A 21,847-nucleotide genomic window follows, 5' to 3' on the forward strand; every position below is an offset into this window, starting at 1 on the left:
TCCATGTCGTTACGGTCCCTTGCCTTGCTCAGTCTCATGCTGGTGTGCGTCGCCGCGTTCGACCAGCGCGCCGCGGCGGAAGACTTTACGGAATCCTGGTACCTGTCCCGCGGCCGGTCCAACATGGAGATCGACAACTATAAGGCGGCGATCGAAGCGTTCGAGAAAGTGGTGGAGCGCGACCCGGACCATCGGGAAGCGTTGCGCAGCTTGGGAATCGCCTACGAACGGCAGGGGCTCAAAGACAAATCCATCGAGACCTTCGACCGGTATCTGGCGAAATACGACGACGATCCCGAGATCGCCTTCAAACAGGCCCAGGCGCTGGAATGGTCGCGCTATGCCTCGTATCGCGAAAAAGATCTGCTGAAGTACTACCGCATGGGGCTCAAGCGCAAAGACGACCCGGCCATGCGCTTGAAGTACGCCGCGCATCTCGCCGGCCGCAAAGAGACCGCGCAGGAAGCCATCGCTCAGTATGACAGAGTGCTCGCGTCGCAACCCCGCAATGCGCAAGCCCATCAGGGTCTGGCGAAGGCCTATGCCTGGCTGGGGCAGAACGACCAGGCGCTCTACCATGCCAATCTGGGCCGGCAGGCAGCGAAGCGCGAACCGGGCGATATGACCGCCTTGCGCCACGACATGCTCAAGGGCCGCGAACCGTCGGTCGAGGGCGTGCTCTCCGTGCTGGCCCAGCCGGAAAAACCCTTTGAACTGTATGGGATGCGGCTCGGCTCGCGGGGCAAGATGGACCTCAGCCCCTTCACCACCACGACACTGGAAGCCGGCGCCGAGCGTTTCTGGAATTCAAAAGAGAATCGCGCCGGCGGATATCTCTCCTTCGCCAATCAGCTGCGCATCAATCCGGCCAACCGCTTCGACCTGCTCCTCGAATACCATGATGCCCCGCGCGGCGACGGTATGGCCTACAAGTTTGAATATGCCTATGAGGGGGAGTCGGTCTCGATCCGCCCCGGTGTGAAACGCGAGTTCCGCTACGATTCGTTTGCCGCCCTCATCGGATCGCGCAGCTCCGGACAGCTGGTGGGCCTGGCGCGCTCGACACAGTTTTACACCGACGTGATCTTCGACCTGGGATCGACCCACATCGACGTCACCCCCTTCATCGGCTGGGTGACCGCTGAATCCCTGAGCGCCAATAGCCAAGTCGGTCTCACAGTGAAGACCTCGACGCCGCTGTGGGAGACCGGCAACTGGAACCTCTCCGGTGAATACCTCTTCTATCTCACCCACTATGGAGAGAATCAAAGCGGCTTTACGCCCAGCGCAGTCGAACCGCGCGGCGGCGCCTATTTCAGTCCGCAAGTCTTTGTGAACCAGATTCCCCGACTGGCCGCCACCTACACCTTCGACGAGAAGCAAGACATCACCTTCGCCGCAGGCCCCGCCCTGCAATACATCGATGAGGCCACGCAAGCCTCCGCCTTCCGCGTCGGCGGAGACGCCCACGTCGCCTACACCACGCGCCTCTCAAAACCATGGCTCTTGAAGGTCATGGGCGACTACACGCAGATCGCGAATATCTATACGCGCATCCAGTGCAATGCCTTATTGGTCTACACGTTCTATTAAGCAGAAGCTGGAACGATCCGCCGGCTGAAGAGGACACCCCTTCTTCAACCGGCGGCGCGCTTGACGGCGGGCTTGATTTGCTTGCGCACATGCAGATGCAACTGATCTTCCATGGCATCGATCAGCCGGTGCAACTGGGCCTGCTGTAAGCCCATCCGCTTGAGCCAGGGATCGCTGAACATCCCGGCCAGCAGACTCATGCTCGTCACAAACAGACCAACACAGAACGTGGCCCACACTACCTGCCAGAGCGACGGCTTGGGCGGGAACACCGAATAAAACGCTGAGCCGAGGCTCGAGCCCAATACGAAATGCGACGCCGCCCGGTCTCGGGCCGCCTTTCGGGCAATCTGATCGCCGAGCCCGGCAATGCCAAGGGAATGATCGCCGAACAAGACCCAACCCGTCGCCAGCGTCAACAATGTCGCGGCCATATCGCAGACCAGCCCGCGGCTGGACGAATGGGATTCGAGCACCCGTGTCATATCGGGCAAGCCGTTCAACGCCTCTTCCACGGTCGTCCCCAGCGCGAAGAGGGGGGCGATCGATCGCTCCTGCCTCAGCATCTCCGCCAATCCGCGAGGAGACGCCGCACCGGCATCGCGCCCGCATGGCCATTCCAGCAACTCGGTCGCCAGCAGCCGCTCAATGTGCCGCTGATACTTCGTCTTCATCCCTGAGGGCAGCAGACCGACCAGATCGGCCCCGGCCCGCCAGCCGAGCTTCTCTGGCACCTCGACGACTTTCTTCAGCAGCAGATAGGGAATGGCCCAGAGCGTGTTGACGGGATGGCAGAGCAGGTCGCTGACCAGTGATTGCTTCTGCAAGGCCACCGTTTCCTGCAGCGAAAAATGCCGTTCCACAAAGCCATCGACACGGCCATGGCATTCGGCAATATACCGGTCGATACAGTCGTCTAGCGCGGCCATCGCCGCCGCGGTATCCTGAGCAGCCACGGGACCATCCCCTCCAGAAAATGTCTACTATATATAATTCCTCTCCCCGCTCAAGCAAATCGCCCATTTGCAAAGACGCGCGGCCACGCCCCACAAGCTGTCACCCCAGTTCCTTTTGACAACCGGACGATTCTTGCTATCCTTGTGCGTAATTCTTATCCTCATTGGCAAGAAGCCAGGTTTATTGGCATGAAAGGAGTCTCCCTGATGCGCATCGTTCATAATCTTCGAAAGATCCTCGCTCTCGCCTGTCTGACCGGCGCCCTGTACGCCCTGACGCCCACGGCGTCTCACGCGTCGGAACTGCGCCAAGGCACCCTGACCGGCGGCGCGGGCATTGGCTTCCTAGGCAATACGCCGGACGGCACCGCCTTCGCCATAAACTTCAACGCGGATTATTTTCTGAACTCGCAAGTGTCCGTCGGTCCATTGGCACAGTTCGCCTTTACCGGCGACTTGTTTCAAATGGGCTTGTCGGGGCAGGTGAAATATTGGTTCAGCCTCCCAGGCACCGACTCACGCTTGAAGTTCAATGTCCAAGGCGGCCTCGGATTCCTCTACGCCGACCGCTTTACCTCCGACACCTCCTGGCTCATCCCAATCGGAGTCGGCGCGGAGTACAAGCTCAACGACAATCTCACGCTGACGAGCACCTTCCTGCTCAACTTTACGGATGTGAATACGGGACGGGGCACCGACGCATCCGTGATGCCGGGCCTCACCTTTGGCGTTCGTTTTTAGGCTGTCGAGAGAGCGACCGGCGCCTGCTGGCGCCGGTCGCTTCCCGCCCCGCTGACTCCGCCACCGCAACATTTCCATTCCAATCTGCACAGAGACGGGATAGGCTAGCCGCCGCTCACGACGGGAGAGAGACTCTATGTCCACCCCCATAATCAAACGAATCGAATTCTGGCCTGTCGATATTCCCATGACCGACCCCTTCGTCGTCGCCACAGGTACGCGTGTGGTTGCGGAAAATGTCTTCGTCCGAATGACGCTCCTTGACGGCACGCAGGGCTATGGAGAAGCGGCACCCTTCCCCGAAGTCGGCGGAGAAACCCGCGAATCCTGCCTGGCCACACTGGGTCAATTAGCCCCGGCGCTGATTGGGCAGCCACCGCAGGACTATCCGGCACTCGCCCGGCGCATGGCCGAGATCGCCCGATCCCACCCGGCCGCCCGCTGCGGATTGGAAACGGCCCTGATCGATGCCCATTGCCGGTCCACACACATTCCCCTGTGGCAACTCTGGGGCAAACCCGATGTGCGGCCCAGGGAAACCGACATCACCATACCGATCGCCACACGAGAAAAAACGGTTGCGCTGGCCCACGGCTGGTACGAAAAGGGCTTTCGCCTGTTCAAGATGAAAGTCGGCAAGGATGCCGACGAAGACATCCGCCGGCTGGAGGCCGTGCATCGGGCACTGCCCGGCATCTCGTTCATCGGCGACGGGAATCAGGGGTTCTCGCGCGAAGACTGTCTCACATTTGCCAGGGGCGTCCGGCAATTCGGCGGCACGATGGTCCTGCTCGAACAACCGGTCGTGCGGGAGGATCTTGACAGCATGGCGGCGATCCGCCGCGAGACCGGCATTCCGGTCGCAGCGGACGAAGCCGTGCGTTCACTGGCGGACGCCCGGATGGTCGTTGAACATCGCGCCGCCGACTACATCAATATCAAGATCATGAAGACAGGAGTCGTGGAGGCCGCTGAAATCGCCGCGTTCACGCTGGCCTCAGGGCTCAAGCTGATGGTGGGTGGAATGGTCGAAACGCGAATCGCGATGGGCTGCTCCTTCAGCCTTGTACTGGGCATGAAGGGCTTCGACGTGCTAGACCTCGACACACCGCTGCTCTTAGCCAACGATCCCATCGCGGGAGGCTATCGGTATCGCGGGCATCTCCTCGATCCATGGCATGCCCCAGGCTTGGGCCTGACGGCTCCGCCACAGGCAGGCCTGATCACGATCGAGTAGGCGGCTCTCCCTCGTCGCACTTCTTGCACGCCAGCGTCTCCCCGAGATGCTGGGCCCGGCCCTCCGGCGTCAGCACCCAGGGCCGGCTGAAAAACGGCGGCTGATGCCGCACATGCTGCCCATGGCCGCAGGCCAGATCCGCCACCCAGTCGCCATATTCATCCTGATGATAGCCGATGATCGGTTGGGTCATGCCTAAAAACGCTTCCCCATACGATCCGTATTGAGAACACGCCTGAATTCGCTGAGAGTATCCGCTCCCACTAGAACCTGTTGAGTCCTCATAAGATCGCGTGACAAGCGAACCGGAACGTGTCCTCAGCGGAAATCTCTTTGGCCCTCCCCTCGCGCAAGTCTTTGAGCCGTCGTTCAGCGTCGGCCACCCACAAACGCAAATTCTCCTCATCCGAAGGCGCGTCCAAACTCAAAAGAAGCTTTTCCGCCAGCCGCGCCCTGGCATCAAGGCCAAGCTTCATGATCTCCGCTTCGAGCTGCTCATCGTTCATGGCCATAGCACAGCCTCCTTGCTATCATTGTCCTAGCCCCCATTACTCATAATGCTCTGTATTTCTCTGAGATTGGTTCCACTTTACGCCACCTTCAAAAACATACCAGGATCGTTCCACGCAGGATATCCAATGGCCTTTGCCTTTCACGTTCCCGGATGCTTCTTTGGCGAAGCTCACTATTTCGCTTAGCTTTCCAGACAGATAACTGTCTATTGCGCTTTTCATGTCGGAAGCCACAAACTCTAACCGCCGTACTGAGCTCCGTGCTTCTTTTTTTGTCGCGGCGTACATGACTTCATCAACAAGCTGCCTAAGTTCTTTCAGTTTACCTTCGTTCATATATAAGCCTCATGAAGCGTATCTTTGTTGCCCCCTAAAGCTGATAACTGATGGCTATACGCTACTTCAACCGGTCCGCGCCTCACAAGATTTGCTCGACGAAGAGCTGACCAGCAAATCGGTGATAGCAGCAAAATTTCCATGAACAATCGTACTACAACGCATCGAGAATTCGATGTGACCACAATTCTGCTAGTGGGCCAAGATTACCATCGTCGGCAGCTTGCAACGCATCCAAATACTGACGACGTGTGGTGGATTCCAGCGGAGCGGTTTCGACGTGAGGCAAGCAGATCTTATAGAGGAGCGCCGCGAGCAGGACGCGGCCAATTCGGCCATTGAAGTCCTTGAAGGGGTGAATCCACTGGAAGCGCCAATCCGCCCAGGCCAGGAGCGCCGCGCAGCCGCCAAGCGTTCCGTCCGGTTCATGGCGCAAGCGTTCAGCCAGATCATCGCAGAACTGCCGCATATGGATCGGGACCTCGTAGTATGGCGGAGGCGTGTGTCCGCCGACCTGCACATCCACATCACGGAATCGTCCGGCCCAATCGGGAAACAAATGCCCGGCGAGCCGTTTATGGCGTGCGCAGAGCCATTCCGAATTGATGACGATCTGATCGGGCTTGACCTGAAGAATCTCGTCGTAGATGCCGACGAGTGGCACAGCGAGGCGTTCGGAAAGTTCTGAATAAGAGAGGCGGCCCTCCGCTGTGTCGAACTGGCGAGTAGAGCCTAGCTCGCTTTGGCCTTCGGGATTTCCGTGAGCGCCTTGAGACGATCCGTACTGACCGGCTGGTTCTCGAACGCCATGGACTGGCTCACCCGCTCCAGCAACACCTTCCGGTGCGCCGCCGCTACCTTCGCCGGGGTATTGTGCTGGCTGCGCCACTGTTGCAGGCGCACCTCGGCTTGCACCAGGTCGATCGGCTGATTCGGCTTCTGATTCATGACGATCATTCTCCTTCACTTTGGATGAGGATGCAACCGAGGCCGACTCAACGATCTTGATCTCCTCTTCCGTCAAACCATAGAGGTCATAGACCAGCCGATCGATCTCTTGATCGGTCGCGTCGATCTGGCGTTGCAGACGGTCTTTGTCCGCAGGCGTCTTGGCCTCAAAGCCGCGCTCTTTAAGAGCGAGCATGCGTTCGACCAGCACTCCCATCTGATCATGCTTAACCTTGTCTAATTTGTCGGAATAGTTAACTGCACGTATAGGCAATTGTTTGAGATACGTTCCTTTAATTTTAGGAAAGGTATGGCGCTGGTCATAGAAGCGATCCAACCAAAAAGTACGCATCAGCTTTGAATTCAAAATGCCTAGCACATATCGAACGCTTGGCCATTTTTCACGCAGATTTACCATGAATATGGTGTTCAGGCAGTGCCACCCTTCGACATCGATAGCAAAATCCGGATAACGTCCGATCTGACGGGTGAGAAGTTTATTCTTTGCGCCATGTTTACTTGCATCCCAGCATCCTCCCGATCTGGCGATCTCATCATTGAGGCATGCCAGATTCCCCCATTTTAGTAAGTACCGATTGATATCACGTCCCGAGTAGCATGGACGGTGGGTAGACGGCACTTTGCTGCCACTAGAAACCTCTATGACATCTTTTATAAATTTCTTTCGATCTCGCAATTGCTTCCCGAAGTTCACATCAGCAATATCGCCTAACCCACAGGATCTCGCAGCGATTCTCTTCCAAAGCTTCGCTAAAGCAGACTGGCCTGTTCCGGAGTAGAGAACGTGAGCATCTTCCAGCGCCACTGCTGGCGAGACAGTTGTCTGACTAGTTTGAATCAATTGTTGTCCTTCAAGCCTGGCGTGAGCGACTCGGAAATCCTGCATAGCCCGCTTACCAGGACTGAATACAAATATCGCGTTATCCACGCTAACTCCATCAAATACACCTCCGTCGATAATAACAACATGGTGAACGCTTGATCTCTCTAATATTACGCGCCGAAGCTTATCGAGGTGATTGTTCGTTAGGAAGTTGGCAGGTGTAATCATTGAAAACCGTCCACCAGTCCGACAAAGATTTATTCTTTGCTCAATAAACAGATGGTAAGTGTCAATCTTGAAGGAGGCGGCCTTGAAGTTGGAGCGGAAATAGTCAAGCTGTCTGTTATCACGAAATTGATCCTGAAGGAGTACATAGGGCGGATTGCCGATGACGGCATCGAAGCCCCCCGCTTTCATGATTGCCGGGAACTCGGCCTTCCAGTCGAAGAGATTCACCCGCCGCATCTCCTCATCGTCCGGCATGAGCTGGCCCGTAAAGTAATCCGGCCCGATGAGGCTGTTGCCGCACTTAATGTTCTGCCCCAGGTCGGGCAACGCCCGCTCATGGACAAAGGAAAGCTGCCGCTTGAGCGTCTCGTCGCTTTCTCCTTCCAATACTTTGAGCAAGAGGCTGAGCTTGGTCACTTCCACGGCCTGGCTGTCGATGTCCACGCCGTGGATATTGTTCAGCAGAATGCGCTTCTTTTCTTGCGTGGTCAGCCGCCATTCTCCGCTGGCCGCCTGAAAGAGTTCCTTGCGGTGCTTCTCCGGGCCGTCCTTCACGTACCAGTCTCGATGGTAGGCCAGGAGGTAGCGATAGGCCCCGAGCAAAAACGAGCCCGATCCGCAGGCCGGATCGAGAATCGTGAGCTTCGCAATCTGCTTGGGCGTCTTGCCCTCGCACAGCACGCCGACCGTCTGCTTGACGATGTATTCGACGATGTAGGCCGGCGTGTAATAGACGCCGCCGGCTTTCTTCACTTCCGGCTTCTCTTCGATCCTGGCCTGATGGCCGGAGGTGAGCCGGATGACCTTTCCCAGGAATTGCTCATAGACCTGGCCGAGAATTTCCGTGGGCAGCACAGAAAACTCGTAGGGACTCTGGGGGTAGTAGAGCCGCCCCAGAATCTCTTTGAGGACCTTGTCGTCAATCTTCAGGCTGGGGGTCAAATCGTCGGGCGATTCGGCGCGGTCTTTCTCCTTGTGAAAATGAAAAAGACCGGAGTTGTACCGGTCGTCGGCCTGTTCGTAGAGGTAGCGCAACCGGCCATAGATGTTCTGCCCGTTCAGCAGGGCTTGCAGCTGGCCGTAGGGCTCGACGCCACGATCTTCGCAAATGCGGAGGAAGATGAGCCGGTCGATGGTGCGCTGGACGGAAAAGTTCAGCTCGTGGACGGTGAGCGCCGGATTGCGGAGCGCGAGATTCTTGGCGAGCGTGTCCCGCCAGGTTTCGATCTCCTTTAGAAACTCCGCATCGACGGTGGCCGTGCCCCGCTTACGATCGGTCACCGCATACTTGTCGAAGGAGCCTTTGAGCACCGCCTCCTTGGTGAAGATGGACGCGATCTCGTCCCATCGGGCCAAGTAGTCACGATACGTCAGATAGAGAATGCGGCCTGTGCTGGATTTATCAGACGCGTTCGGGCGGGTCCGGCAATCGTAAACGGCGAACTCTTCGAAGTCGGTCAGAATCGACAGCGGCAGCTTAGCCGACCAGGCGTAGCGGCGGAGCTGATAGGCCGGGGGAATCTCGTCTTTGACGTTGACGGCCGGTTTCTTGGCTTCCAGGAAAAACTTGCGCGCGCCGCCAACCCGAAAACAATAGTCGGGCGCTTTAGTGTTGCCGCCGATCTTGATGGCATCTTCATGGATGACATCCTTGTAGGCCTCGGCATGGCCCTGCCTGTTGGCGACGTCCCAGCCGAGCGCTTCGAAAAAGGGATCGAGAAACTCCCGACGCACTTGGGTTTCGTTGTAACCCTGGCTCTTGTAGGCATCCCGATTCCGCTCGAACCGGTCGATGAGGATGGCAACGATGGGAGGCGCCTGGCTCACGCGAACACTCCAAAGAATCGCTCAGGATGCGCGGGCATTGCAGGCGGGAGTCTAGGAGCAACCTGCGACACTGTCAAATCACCTTACCGTTTCTCGAACGGGCGCTCGGGACGTTCCGAGGCTGGGAGATAGGTCCAGCGCTCCCCGGCATCTTCGTCGAAGCTCCCGAGAAAGATCACCTCACGGTCGAGGTGGCGGAACTCGGAGAGCGTGATCGTGCAAGCCTGACCATCGATCACCCGCGCATCGAATTGGCCGACGACATAGACCAGCCCATTTCTCGTCACGTACAAATTGCGGCGGCTCGCATGGCCGGTATCCGGAAAGAGATCGACCTCGGTGCGGCAGTCCGGAGCCCGCTCGACGGTGAGCGCAAGATTATGCCGGGACAGAAACGGATCGGTCGCGATCCGCACAATCGTCAGCCGGAGGCCGGTTCCTGGAACTTGCACAGAGGCCGGTTCAGGCACACCGCTGTTGCATCCAACCAAGCCGGCGCTCAAGGCCACGGCGAGGCACCACCACAGCCGTCGCGTCACTTGGCTGCCGGAATCTTGGGCGCCGCGCCGATGGCGTCGAGCCCTGCTTCGGCGCAGGCATCGTCGAGATGCGTGCCGGGCGCCCCGCCCACACCGATGCCGCCGACGACGTCGCCGCCCATCTCGATCGGCAACCCGCCGCCCAGCATGAGAATCTGCTCGTTCATATCGCGTAACGCCTGAAGCGGAGGAGTCCGGCTCATGAGGTCGGCCAGTTCACTCGTCGCCCGGCGCAGGCTCGCCGCCGTATAGGCTTTCTTGCGGCTGCTATCGACCGTGTGAGGGCCCGCGCCATCCGCCCGGCCCATCGCGCGAAGAATCCCCGCGCGATCCACGATCGACACACTCACGCGATACCCATCCTTTTTGCAGGCATCCACCGCGGCTTGCACCGCCCGCTGGGCCAGATGCAGCGGCAAGACCGACTCCTTGGCCAGTTCCTCGGCGGACACATCCCTCGCCCCCATGGTCAGACTAATCGCGACCAGCACCACGCCACACCAGACTCGATTCATATCCATCTCCTTTATGTGTCCCGACATCGTCATGAGAAAAAGAAGACCGAAGAGTACGAAGGCTGCCGGGGGCTGTCAAGTGCGAGGCCGTGCGGGCACACATCCCCCGGCGGCTCGTATCACGCCAAGCTCTTCGATCAGCACTCGCAGCGGCTCCGCCACCGACCAGGCCTGCGCTATACAGCCACGTGCCTCATGCGGCGGGTCGCCATCGAAAATTTCCGACACCTGACCGACACAGGCCTGTTCCAAATGGGGGACAAGCCCGTTCAGCCACGTCCGTGCGCGAGCTCTGTTCTTCACCGTCTGACCGTAGGTCTTCAGCCAGGCGCTGACAAACGGGCCCATGAGAAATGGCCAGACCGTCCCTTGATGATAGGCCCCATCCCGCTCAGCCACACCCCCGTCATACCGCCCACGATAGCGTGGATCGTGAGGAGAGAGCGTCCGCAAGCCCACCGGCGTCAGCAAGTGCTCCTCGACCACCCTGAGAATCTGTTGCGCCTGTTCCTTCGCCACCAACCCGTCGCACAGTGCGAGGGCATAGAGCTGATTAGGCCGCAATGATGCATCGTCTCCCTCCGGGCCATCGATCACGTCATACAGATAGCCGCCGGCCCCATACCAGAAGCGCCGCTGAAACGATTCCGTCGCCAGCGCCCGATCCCTGCGGCACCGTTCGGCCTGGGCCTTGTCGCGAAACTTCTTGGCCAGCATTTCTCCAACCGCCAGCGCCCTGATCCACAGCGCTTGAATCTCGACCGGTTTGCCCTGGCGTGGCGTCACGACCCACTCGCCGACCTTGGCATCCATCCACGTCAACTGCGCTCCCGGCTCGCCTCCTGTGACCAGCCCGTCATGATCGACATGAATGCCGTAGCGCGTCCCCCGACGATACCCATCGAGAATCGCGGCCATCGCCGGCCAGACCTGGCGCACCCCCCCCATATCCTTCGAGTAGGCCAGATAGCGGTCCACGGCATGGATGAACCAAAGAGAGGCGTCAATCGTGTTGTACTCCGGCTGCTCTCCGTCATCGGGAAACCGGTTCGGGATCATGCCGTCAGACACGTGGGCGGCAAAGGCGCTGATCACCTGCCGCGCGATCGTGTACCGGCCGGTCACCAGACAAAGCCCGGGGAGTGAGATGAAGGCATCGCGCCCCCAATCCGTGAACCAGGGATAGCCGGCCACGATCGTCTGCTGCGAACCCCGCTCCGAAAGAAAGGCCTCCGTCGCCACCCACAAGCGTCGAACCAGCGCATCGGTGGACGGCACCGCCTCGTCACGCGCCTCACGGCGAGATCGCTCGGCCTGCTCCAGCCTTGCCACATCCACCGCCTCCACGGTCTCGCTGCTCAAGACGAGATCAGCGGATGATCCAGGCGCGACCACGAACGAGAGTTCCCCCGGCGACCACCAATCTTCCCGATCATCGAGGCCGCGCTGTTGCTCGACAGGAAACTGAACGTGCCGATACCAATCCGGCGCATGCCGATAGCGGCCGTTATGAACGGCTCGAACCGCCGGCACGTCCGGATAGGGCTGCCAGGTGACCTGGCCGTCCCTGACCGTGGCCTCAGTCCTCAGGGCTCCGTTCTCATGGTGCAAGGCATGATAATCCCGCCCCGTGAGCTTCGGTCGCACCCGCAAGGTACCCGTCCGTTTTGATCTGCCAACCACATGCCAGCGCAGCACGACAAGATCGCGCCCCTGCACACAGAAAAGCTCGCGCCGGAGGGTCAACCCGCCAACCTTGTAGGTCCAAACGGGCCAGGGAGCGAGCGCAAAACCTGCACAGTGGTCATAACCGGTCGGATGCACCACGCCGGGGTATAGATTGGTGGAGAGAGGGAAGGAGTGCCCGTCAAGGTCGAGCCACTCTTCGACGCTGTTCACCAACACCACCCGCTCGGCCGGCGGATTCCTTGCCGTGAGCAGCAACGCATGATACCGCCGCGTATGAGCCCCAGCGACCGTGCCCGATGCGAACCCTCCACGCCCGTTCGTCTCCAGCCACTCGAGACTGAGCGCCTGATCGAGATGTCGGCAGTCTTTGGAAGGGATGTTCATTCTTGGATCTGAGGATGCTCAAAATGTCCATCCAACAAGGCCGCAGCTCGGGACTTCCCCTCGTTTCACCTTTCACGCCTCACGTTTCACGACTCCTGAGAACGCCATTGGGGGGCATTTTCAGCATCCTCACTCTCCCGACTGCTGGATCAGCTTCGCAACCAACCCCGTCCACCCCGTTTGGTGACTGGCGCCGATCCCAGCCCCGTTGTCGCCATGGAAGTACTCGTAAAACAGCACATGGTTCTGCCAGTGCGAATCGCGTTGAAACGTGGCTGTGCCGCCGAACACGGGGCGGATGCCGTCAGGATTTTTGAGAAAGATGTGCGTCAGACGCCGCGAGAGTTCCGCCGCGACCTGCCACAACGTGGCCTGCCGCCCTGAACGAGTCGGATACTCCACCGTAAATTGGTCCCCCAGAAAGTAGTGAAACTTCTGCAGCGACTCGATGAGCAAATAGTTCACCGGAAACCAGACCGGCCCGCGCCAATTGGAATTGCCACCGAACAAACCCGTCCCCGACTCAGCCGGTTCATAGTCCACCCGATGCTCCTTCCCCATGACCGAGAGAATATACGGATGATCCTTGTGATAGCGCGACAACGCCCGAATGCCATACGGGGAAAGGAACTCGTCCTCGTCCAGCATGTAGCGCAACACCGATTTCAGCCGATGGCGGTTCACCAGGGAGAGAAAGCGCCGCACGCCGCCGTCGTAGGACTGGGTTTCGACATGGGCGCTGAAGTCTGGACGGTTTTCGATGAACCACTGCATGCGATGCTTGAAACGCGGCAAGCTGTCAATGAGTTCAGAATCCAGCGTTTCCACGGCAAAGAGCGGGATCAGGCCGACCATGGACCGCACCTTCATGTGAAGGTTCTTCCCATCCGGCAAATGCAGCACATCGTAGAAAAACCCGTCCTCCCGATCCCACAGTTCGATCTGTTCACCGCCGATATTGTTCATCGCCCGGCAGATATAGACGAAATGCTCGAAAAACTTGCTCGCCACATCCTCGTAGGCCCGATTCTCCCGCGCCAGTTCCAGCGCGATTGAGAGCATGTTGAGACAGTACATCCCCATCCAACTGGTCGCATCCGACTGTTCGATATGGCCGCCGGTCGGCAGCGGCGCGCTGCGATCGAACACACCGATATTGTCGAGCCCGAGAAACCCGCCCTGAAAAATGTTCTTGCCTTCGGCGTCTTTCCGGTTCACCCACCAGGTGAAGTTCAGCAGCAGTTTGTGAAACACCCGCTCCAGGAATACCCGGTCGCCGGCGCCCGTCCGTTTCTTTTCAATCTTGTACACACGCCAGGCCGCCCAGGCATGGACCGGCGGATTCACATCGCCGAAGGCCCATTCATAAGCCGGAATCTGGCCGTTCGGATGCATGTACCACTCTCGCAACATAAGAATGAGCTGTTCCTTGGCGAAGGTCGCATCGACGATCGCGAGCGGGATGCAGTGAAACGCCAAATCCCACGCCGCATACCAGGGATACTCCCACTTATCGGGCATGGAAATGACGTCGGCGTTGTAGAGATGCGTCCAGTCCGCGTTGCGCCCCTGTACCCGTTCGCGCGGAGGCTCCGGTCCTGCGGGGTCGCCCTTCAGCCAGCGCGACACATCGTAATGATAGAACTGCTTGCTCCAGAGCAGCCCGGCAAACGCCTGCCGCTGCACCAGGCGGGCATCCGCCGACACATCTGGTGGGGCCAGACTCTCATAAAACTCGTCGGCCTCGGCCAGGCGTTGCGTGAAGATGGCCGCGCATTCCGCTGGTGAGTAGGCACGGCCGCCATCGCCGTTCAGAAATTGAAGCGAAATCGTCTTGGTCTCGCCCGGCGCGAGCGCGAGCCGGTAATGCGCCGCCGCCTTGCTCCCGATCTGGCCGGGATTGACCGCCGCGCGGTCTCCCCGCACCACATACTCATGAAACCCGTCTTTGACATAGCGCGCGCCGTCGGCATCGCCGTACAGCCGCTTGGTGTTCGTCTCGTTCTCGGTAAACAATACCGGCGGCGCGCCCTCACAGAGCAGGCGCCGCAGGCCGTACTGCTCATGCGTCAACTCAATCGCGCTCATCCCCTGCGCCGGCGTCCCGGCTCTCATCCGTGGCCGCCGGACATCCAGCCCCCAGGACCAGGTATTGCGAAACCAGAGTGTCGGCAGAAGCGTCAGCTCGGTGGGATCGGGCCCTCGATTGACGGCATGGATACGGATCAGCAGGTCCTCCGGCGAAGCCTTGGCGTACTCCACCACGACATCGCAATAGCGATTCTCCGCGAACACGCCGGTATCGATGAGTTCGTACTCCGGATCCGTGCGTCCCCGCCGCCGGGTTTCCTCTACAAGCTGGGCGTAGGGAAACTCGGCATGCGGATACTTGTAGAGATATTTCATGTACGAATGCGTGGGAGTCGAGTCGAGATAGAAGTAGTAATCTTTGACGTCTTCGCCGTGGTTGCCTTCGTTCCCGGTCAGGCCGAAGACACGTTCTTTGAGGATCGGATCGCGGCCGTTCCAGAGCGCCAGCGCGAAGCAGATGAATTGATGGCGGTCGGAAATCCCCGCCAGACCGTCTTCGTTCCACCGATAGGCCCGCGACCGGGCATGATCGTGCGGGAACGCCTCCCACGCGGTGCCATGCGGGCTGTAGTCTTCGCGCACCGTTCCCCAGGCCCGCTCACTCAGGTAGGGCCCCCAGCGTTTCCAATGTTTCTCGCGGCGGGCATCTTCCTGGAGACGCTGCTGTTCTGCCAGCCTCAGGGCCTGACGCTGCGAGGAGGACCGATTTGCGTTAGGCATGCGCCGCCTCACCAGTCTGATTGAACCCGTCAGAAAGAAGACCGCCGTTCAGGCCATCCGGCGATCTCTCGACGGAATTCTGATGACGATGCGCCATTCTGACAATCATTTCAAGGCGTCCTCACACACCGGCGCTCCTCCGACGGAGCACGGCACAGGGCCCCATTCGTCGCTTTATCGGACGATTCGCGCCCCCGCATGAAGGCAGAAGGGATCTCCCGTTGAAACAGGATCTGAAGACGTTGGAGACAGGATGAACGAGAAAGAGAACCGCGCAATGATGGACAAGACAGGACGGAAAGCGCTACATCCAGACGACGCGTTCCCGATTGAGGAGATAATCGATCACTTCGATGCTGTTGCGCATCTGCGCCTGGGCCTTATCGGACATCGGGAGCACCGCGCCGACGAGCTTTCCCGACTCCATGTCTTCCAACGACGGAATGCCATCGCCGGAACGGGTATCGCAATCTTGCCGGAAGCTGGCCACGGTGAACCTCCTGTTAGACTCTTCTCGGCCTGTCTGCCGCTTTCCTTGAGTACCGGTTCGCCGGGAAGAGCCGCCCCATAGAGAAAGCCTACCACACCCCGGGAGAGGGCCTGAGCGGCTGACACAATCCTGCGCTTTAACAACTACTTGGACTGGCGTTGTGCCGCGGACGGGTGGACGGGAGGAAGCGCCCCAAGAAAGGGGAATTGGCCGACGTTCAGCAACGCACTGTCCGCGCGAAGCCGAAAGTCATCGTGCTCGGCATCGACAAAACGGGGATCACCGATGAGATCCGAATCCTGCTTCAACTCGGGCGCCGGGATATTCGGCGAGCCGGCGCGCATATAATTGCCATCACTATTGAAGAATGCATTGAACGCGGTCTTGGTCTGGCTGGATGGCGCCACGAGAAAGCCTACCTTATTGAGGCTCACCACATTCCCGAACGCCTCACTTTGGGAATAGCCCAGGAAGGCCACGCCGCCACCGTTCTTCACGAGCGTATTGCGAACCAGCATGGCCTTGGCCCTGTCAGTCACGACCACGGCTTCAAACAGGCTGCGCGTAATGATGTTCCCTTCCAAACGGACCTGGGACTTGCCCGCCACATTCACCCCATGATCGTTATCGTGAATGTAATTGTGCACCAGCACAGCCTGGGAGTCGGCAAACTGGATGCCGGTGGTCTCGCTGCCGCCGATCACGCAGTCCTCGATCCGCACATCCTGCACCTGCTGGCCAAACACCATACCCTTGACCCGGAGATCCCGCAGCGTGATGCGCTCGCCGTTAAAAATGCCCAGCGCATGGCCGCCGTGTTCGTTGATCGTCAAACCGCGGATCTCGATATTGGTCGCGCCATAGGGCCACTTGCCGACATGCAGCACGCCCACCATCTGGCCCTTGCCCAGCATCGTGACCTGGTCCACGCCCGCCCCGATCAGCTTGATGCTGTCTTTGCTGTGAATCGTGAGATCTTGCTCATATTGGCCGGGCTTGAGAAACACCGTGTCGCCCTTCTTGGCCGCATCCACCGCCTCTTGAATCGACGTGAAGTCTCCGCTGCCATCGAGCGCGACCGTAATAGTACGCGGACCGGTGACAACCGGCTCATCGGCCCATGCCGGTACGCCCAGACCCATCACGCACGCCATCGCCACAATCAGATTTCGCATGAGCAAGGTATTACAGGCGGGCGAGGCGGCCTGTCAACGGGGTTTCTTGTGAGGTGGCACCCCCCATGATAAGCTCCGCGCCATGCTACTGGTGGGACTGACAGGCGGGATCGCAACCGGGAAAAGCACCGTCGCCGGCATGTTCACGCGCTGCGGCGCCGTCGTCATCGATGCTGACGAGCTGGCCCGCCAGGTCGTCCAGCCGGGCAAACCGGCCTGGCGGGAGATCGTCAAGACCTTCGGCAAGACCGTCCTCAACCCCGATCGCACCCTCAATCGCCAAGCCCTGGGAGCGATGGTGTTTGGATACAAGACCCGGCTGCGCCGGCTGGAACGCATCATCCACCCCCGTGTCGCGCGCGAGCAGACCAGGCTCACCAAGCAAGCCGCCAGACACGATCCGCACGCCGTCGTGATCTACGACGTGCCGCTGCTCTTCGAAGCCGGTATCGATACACGGGTGGATGCCACGGTCGTCGTGAGCACCGGCCGCGAAACCCAGATTGCCCGTCTCAAAACACGCAACGGCCTCTCCCGCGCCGAAGCCCTGCGCCGGATCAACAGCCAGATGCCGATGGCAGACAAACGCCGCCGCGCGGATTATGTGCTGGACGGAACCTTGCCCCTTCCCGCGTTACGGAAACAAGTCGGCTCACTCTTTCGCCTGCTTCGCGCGTCCGCCTAACGCTCAACTCCCCCTGCATTCTGTTTTCTCTCTATGTTAGATTGCACGCCCATGCGCCATGTCATCATCATTGGCTCCGGACCGGCAGGATTGACCGCCGCCATCTATGCGGCGCGGGCCAATCTGTCTCCGCTCCTCATCGAAGGCTGGCAATCCGGCGGCCAACTCACGACCACGACGGAAGTCGAGAACTATCCCGGCTTCGCCACAGGCATCATGGGCCCGGAGTTGATGAAGAGCATGCGGGCGCAGGCGGAACGGTTCGGCGCCGAATTTCTCACCGGCGAGGTCACGGCGGTCAATCTGAAAGCCCGTCCCTTCTCCGTCACCGTCGATGGCGAACAGACCATCGAGGCCAACGCCGTCATCATCGCAACCGGAGCATCGGCCATTCAGATCGGCCTCCCCAACGAACAACGCCTCACCGGCCACGGCGTCTCCACCTGCGCGACATGCGACGGCTTTTTCTTCAAGGGGAAAGAACTGATTGTGGTGGGCGGCGGAGACAGTGCCCTGGAAGAAGCCCTGTTCCTCACGAAGTTTGCCGCAAAGGTATCGCTCGTCCATCGGCGGGACAAGCTCCGTGCGTCAAAGATCATGCAAACCCGGGCGATCCACAACGAACGGATCGCCTTCGTCTGGAACTCGGTGGTCGAAGATATCCTGGGTGGAGAAGTGGTGACCGGCGTGCGGCTCAAGAACCTCGTAACCGGCAAGACGGCAGCACTTCCCTGCGCCGGCGTCTTTGTCGCCATCGGCCATCGGCCCAACACGGCGCTCTTCGCGGGCCAGATCGAGATGGATGAGAAGGGCTACATCCTGACCCACCACGGCACCGCCACGAATATTCCCGGCGTCTTTGCCGCCGGCGACGTGCAGGACTCCAGGTACCGCCAAGCCGTGACCGCCGCCGGCTCCGGCTGCATGGCCGCCATCGATGCGGAACGGTTTTTAGAAACAACCTCCCATAACTTGTGAGACTCCTGGGGATGCTCAAAATAGTCGTCCAACTAGGCCGCAGGCGAGACACACACCGGAGGCGTACCCTCAGGGGTACGTTGAGGATGTTGGCGAGCCGAGAACGACGTTGGCGGCTATTTTCAGCATCCCACTAGCATCATGAAATGCGCCATCGTCCACTACCACGAACTCGCCCTCAAAGGCCGCAACCGCGACTACTTTGAGCAGCGGCTGGTCCGCAATATTCAGCTCGCCCTGCGGGGCCTCGGCATCACCCGCGTAGAAAATCTTCGCAGCCGCATTCGCGTGATGCTGCCGCCGGATGCCAATGGAGCCGCCGTCAGCGAGCGGCTGGCGCGGGTCTGTGGCGTGGCGAACTTTTCCCTGGCCCGCGCGGTGCCGCTCAACCTGGCCGAGCCGAACCTTGAGGAACTCAACCGCGCCATCATCGAGGAACTGCAGTCGAAATCTTTTTCGACGTTCCGCGTCACGGCGAAACGAGCCGACAAGCGTCTGACGTTGACCTCGATGGATGTCGAACGATTGGTCGGCGAAGCCATTCATGAACGCATGGGGAAACCGGTCAGCCTCAAGGCCCCTGACCTCACCGTCTACATTGAGCTGCTATCGAGAGACGCCTACTTCTCCGTGGACAAAGTTCAGGGGCCCGGCGGCATGCCGGTGGGAGTCAGCGGCACGGTTGCCTGTCTGATTTCCGGCGGAATCGATTCACCGGTCGCCGCCTATCGCATGATTAAACGCGGCTGCCGCGCCGTATTTGTCCATTTCTCAGGCCGGCCGCTGGTGAGCCGCGCCTCGGAAGACAAGGTCCGTGAACTGGTCCAAACCCTCAACGCCTCACTCTATGAGACCACGCTCTACGTGATTCCGTTTGGAGAGATCCAGCGCGAGATCGTGCTCAACACCCCCGCCCCCTTCCGCGTCGTCTTGTATCGCCGGATGATGATGCGGATCGCGGAAACCCTCGCAAGGAAGGAAGAGTGCTGGGGCCTGGTGACGGGCGACAGCCTGGGACAGGTCGCCTCTCAGACGCCGGAAAACCTGTCGGTGGTCGAAGAAGTGGCGGGACTGCCGATCCTCCGGCCGCTCATCGGGATGGACAAACTGGAAATTACGGACGACGCGAAACGCATCGGCACCTATGAGACCTCCATCGAACCGGATCAGGACTGCTGCAAACTCTTCACGCCGCCGCACCCCAGTACTAAGACACGCCTCGCAGAACTCTTGAATGTCGAGCGCGCCTTAGATATTCCCCGCCTTGTGCAACAGGGACTGGACAAGGCCGAGCGGACGGAATTTACTTTCCCCGCGTAGCCAGCGCCAGCCCTTTCTCCCGGACTATCGCAAAGTGCGTCTCCAGCTCACGCCGCATCGCCGCGGCCACCATCCAATCCGGCACGACCGTCTGGATCTCGACCAGTAATTCGAACTCGGCTTTGGTATGGGCGCCGCCATCAACCGGCAGGAGCTTCCAGAACCGGTGATACTGTTTGAAGTCGCCGCCCTTCAGCTCCGTCAGCAATCCGCCGCCTGGCAGCGTGCGCGACTCGCTGAGCAATCGCCGCTCTCCCGCCAGCAAGACATGCTCGATCCGGATGTCCGTCAGCACCGTGCCCTCCTGCTCGCGTATCTCCGCCATGCGCATGCGGGTGTCGAACAATTCGGGCCAATGGGCATAGTCGGTCAAGAGGCGTTGAATGATCGCCGGCGCCACCGGAAAAAGCACCGTCGCCGTCGCCTTCACCCCGCCAGCAGGTTCCGTCCGCACGTCCAGTACGACCGGTTCGGCCCCAACGCTCCACCCCGGATCGCTGCACAGGAGACCGGCTAGCAGCATGATCGCTCGCCATACCATGGCGCGATTATATAGGCCCATGGCGATCCAGGCGAGGCCCTTGATTGACGCATCCAAACCGCTCTGTGCTAGGATGCGCGGCATGACTCGCTGGACCTTGTGCCTGCTGACAATCCTCAGCCTGTGGAGCCTTTCAGCCTCCGCTCACGCCCAGCCCATGGACGGCTCGCACGCAACCACCGAACAATCCTGCAGCTTCGGCATGGGCAAGGGAGAAGCCTCGCATAGCTGTGCCGTCCCATTTCCCGCCGGATGCCGCGTGGCACAGGCGCCCGGTTCCACGAAACCCTGGACGACCATATCCAAGGGCGGCCGGTTCTTGTGCCGATTCGATGAAAAAGCCACCGACTGGAAAACCACCATCACCGGCGCCTGCGGCCGCTGCCAATCCGACCATTGCTCAGCGCAATTCAGCGTCCGTTATGACTGTTCCCCTCAACAGTAATCTCTATGGCCCTCGCTAGGGCAATCAAACAAGAAGCCCAGGCGCTCGGATTCGATGCCGTGGGCATTGTCCGCGTGGACACGGCACCCGCTCTGCCGCCCACGCTCGCCTCGCGCCTCACCCAATGGCTCCAGCGCGGGTTCCACGCCACCATGGCCTGGATGGAACGGACGCCGGAAAAGCGGGCCGATCCCCGCCTCGTGCTCCCCGGATGCCGCTCGATCATTGCCGTAGGCATAAATTATTTTACCGGCCATCGCGCGGACGAACGGCCGGGCCACGGCCGGATCGCCCGCTATGCCTGGGGACAGGACTACCATGACGTAGTGGGAGCAAAGCTGAAGGCCCTCGAAGCCCGTATTACCGCCCTCGCCCCCCATGCCACAACCAGATCCTATGCCGATACCGGCCCCATCATGGAAAAGGCCTGGGCGGAACAGGCGGGGCTCGGCTGGATCGGCAAACATTCCAATCTCGTGTCGGCCGAGCACGGCTCCTGGCTCTTGCTGGGGGAGATTCTCACCACACTGGAACTGGACCCGGACGAACCGGCCAGCGACCTCTGTGGCAGCTGCACACTCTGTATTCAGGCCTGTCCAACAGGGGCGATCGCCGAGCCCTACGTCGTGGATGCCACCCGCTGCATCTCATATCTGACCATCGAACTGCGCGGCGATATGGCTGCCGTGCCGGAGGAACTACGGCGCCGCATGGGCAATCACATTTTCGGCTGCGACGACTGCCTGGATGTCTGTCCGTTTAACTTGCGCGCCGCGCCCACTCAGGAACCGGCATTTCAGCCCTCTCCTGTGACCTTGGCGCCGGATCTGGACGCGCTTGCCCAGTTGGACGACTCCGCGTTTCGCCGCACATTTCACCAGAGTCCGATCAAGCGGGCCAAACTGGCGGGACTTCAACGTAATCTTTCAATCGCGAAAACCAACCAATAAATAGCCCCACCTACATATTTCCATTAAAAAGTGTCCGCCCCTCTTTATTCCATCCGGCAAGAGGAGTAGGCTATCTGTAGTCGATCGGTGTTCGACGGGAGCC

20 protein-coding genes are annotated in these 21,847 nt (G+C 59.9%); 8 read left to right on the top strand and 12 right to left on the bottom strand.

All coding sequences use genetic code 11. From position 1 onward, the window contains the following. Positions 1-3: 3 nt before the first annotated feature. Complete coding sequence (locus RI101_00740) at positions 4-1,593, top strand: tetratricopeptide repeat protein (protein MEC4888560.1); 1,590 nt, start codon at positions 4-6, stop codon at positions 1,591-1,593. Between the two features lie 44 nt (positions 1,594-1,637). Here the strand turns inward: RI101_00740 and RI101_00745 are convergent, their stop codons facing one another. Then, the gene (locus RI101_00745) at positions 1,638-2,549 is read right to left on the bottom strand and encodes a DUF6635 family protein (protein ID MEC4888561.1); all 912 of its coding nucleotides are present in this window, start codon (positions 2,547-2,549) and stop codon (positions 1,638-1,640) included. A gap of 207 nt (positions 2,550-2,756) precedes the next feature. Here RI101_00745 and RI101_00750 point away from each other — a divergent pair, with 207 nt between their 5' ends. Together RI101_00750 and RI101_00755 are read left to right on the top strand one after the other, a co-directional pair. After that, positions 2,757-3,290 carry a hypothetical protein gene (locus RI101_00750; GenBank protein MEC4888562.1) on the top strand — a complete coding sequence of 178 codons (534 nt, stop codon included), beginning with the start codon at positions 2,757-2,759 and terminating at the stop codon, positions 3,288-3,290. Positions 3,291-3,426: 136 nt separating this feature from the next. Then, positions 3,427-4,527: a dipeptide epimerase gene (locus RI101_00755; GenBank protein MEC4888563.1), complete on the top strand. Its 1,101-nt coding sequence runs from the start codon at positions 3,427-3,429 to the stop codon at positions 4,525-4,527. Here the strand turns inward: RI101_00755 and RI101_00760 are convergent. From RI101_00760 to RI101_00805, 10 genes are all read right to left on the bottom strand, one after another. Next, a complete protein-coding gene (locus RI101_00760) occupies positions 4,514-4,720 on the bottom strand; it encodes a DUF3565 domain-containing protein (GenBank protein ID MEC4888564.1) in 207 nt (68 codons plus the stop codon). The two genes, RI101_00755 and RI101_00760, sit on opposite strands and share 14 nt — an antisense overlap. An 88-nt stretch (positions 4,721-4,808) precedes the next feature. After that, positions 4,809-5,039, bottom strand: coding sequence for an addiction module protein (locus RI101_00765; GenBank protein ID MEC4888565.1), 231 nt, complete (start codon positions 5,037-5,039; stop codon positions 4,809-4,811). A 36-nt stretch (positions 5,040-5,075) separates the two neighbouring features. Beyond that, a complete protein-coding gene (locus RI101_00770; GenBank protein ID MEC4888566.1) occupies positions 5,076-5,375 on the bottom strand; it encodes a hypothetical protein in 300 nt (99 codons plus the stop codon). A gap of 154 nt (positions 5,376-5,529) precedes the next feature. Beyond that, positions 5,530-9,222, bottom strand: coding sequence for a TaqI-like C-terminal specificity domain-containing protein (locus RI101_00775; protein MEC4888567.1), 3,693 nt, complete (start codon positions 9,220-9,222; stop codon positions 5,530-5,532). A gap of 83 nt (positions 9,223-9,305) precedes the next feature. Then, entirely contained in the window at positions 9,306-9,761 is a 456-nt protein-coding gene (locus tag RI101_00780; GenBank protein MEC4888568.1) for a hypothetical protein, read from the bottom strand. Further along, complete coding sequence (locus tag RI101_00785) at positions 9,758-10,276, bottom strand: heme-binding protein (protein ID MEC4888569.1); 519 nt, start codon at positions 10,274-10,276, stop codon at positions 9,758-9,760. Before RI101_00785 ends, RI101_00780 begins: the two co-directional genes overlap by 4 nt. A gap of 75 nt (positions 10,277-10,351) precedes the next feature. Next, positions 10,352-12,349: an amylo-alpha-1,6-glucosidase gene (locus RI101_00790; protein MEC4888570.1), complete on the bottom strand. Its 1,998-nt coding sequence runs from the start codon at positions 12,347-12,349 to the stop codon at positions 10,352-10,354. A 129-nt stretch (positions 12,350-12,478) separates the two neighbouring features. After that, positions 12,479-15,160 (bottom strand): glucosidase, encoded by a 2,682-nt coding sequence (locus RI101_00795; protein ID MEC4888571.1) that lies wholly within the window; start codon positions 15,158-15,160, stop codon positions 12,479-12,481. Positions 15,161-15,464: 304 nt separating this feature from the next. After that, on the bottom strand, positions 15,465-15,650 hold the full coding sequence (locus tag RI101_00800; protein ID MEC4888572.1) for a hypothetical protein: 186 nt from the start codon (positions 15,648-15,650) through the stop codon (positions 15,465-15,467). A 143-nt stretch (positions 15,651-15,793) separates the two neighbouring features. Then, entirely contained in the window at positions 15,794-16,825 is a 1,032-nt protein-coding gene (locus RI101_00805) for a right-handed parallel beta-helix repeat-containing protein (protein MEC4888573.1), read from the bottom strand. Between the two features lie 82 nt (positions 16,826-16,907). On the opposite strand from RI101_00805, the gene coaE reads away from it, so the two are divergent. The 3 genes from coaE (at position 16,908) to thiI (ending at position 19,808) form a co-directional block, all read left to right on the top strand. Further along, positions 16,908-17,510 carry a dephospho-CoA kinase gene (gene coaE / locus RI101_00810; protein ID MEC4888574.1) on the top strand — a complete coding sequence of 201 codons (603 nt, stop codon included), beginning with the start codon at positions 16,908-16,910 and terminating at the stop codon, positions 17,508-17,510. Positions 17,511-17,561: 51 nt separating this feature from the next. After that, a complete protein-coding gene (gene trxB, locus RI101_00815; protein ID MEC4888575.1) occupies positions 17,562-18,488 on the top strand; it encodes a thioredoxin-disulfide reductase in 927 nt (308 codons plus the stop codon). Between the two features lie 141 nt (positions 18,489-18,629). Further along, entirely contained in the window at positions 18,630-19,808 is a 1,179-nt protein-coding gene (gene thiI, locus RI101_00820; protein MEC4888576.1) for a tRNA uracil 4-sulfurtransferase ThiI, read from the top strand. On the opposite strand, the gene RI101_00825 is transcribed toward thiI, so the two are convergent. Beyond that, positions 19,792-20,433 carry a hypothetical protein gene (locus tag RI101_00825; protein MEC4888577.1) on the bottom strand — a complete coding sequence of 214 codons (642 nt, stop codon included), beginning with the start codon at positions 20,431-20,433 and terminating at the stop codon, positions 19,792-19,794. The genes thiI and RI101_00825 overlap by 17 nt on opposite strands. Between RI101_00825 and RI101_00830 the strand changes: the two genes are divergently transcribed. Then, on the top strand, positions 20,432-20,794 hold the full coding sequence (locus tag RI101_00830; GenBank protein MEC4888578.1) for a hypothetical protein: 363 nt from the start codon (positions 20,432-20,434) through the stop codon (positions 20,792-20,794). The two genes, RI101_00825 and RI101_00830, sit on opposite strands and share 2 nt — an antisense overlap. 5 nt (positions 20,795-20,799) lie before the next feature. Further along, on the top strand, positions 20,800-21,744 hold the full coding sequence (queG, locus tag RI101_00835) for a tRNA epoxyqueuosine(34) reductase QueG (protein MEC4888579.1): 945 nt from the start codon (positions 20,800-20,802) through the stop codon (positions 21,742-21,744). Positions 21,745-21,847 lie beyond the last annotated feature (103 nt).

Source organism: Nitrospira sp. (genome assembly GCA_035968315.1).
In the GTDB taxonomy this organism is placed as follows: domain Bacteria; phylum Nitrospirota; class Nitrospiria; order Nitrospirales; family Nitrospiraceae; genus Nitrospira_D.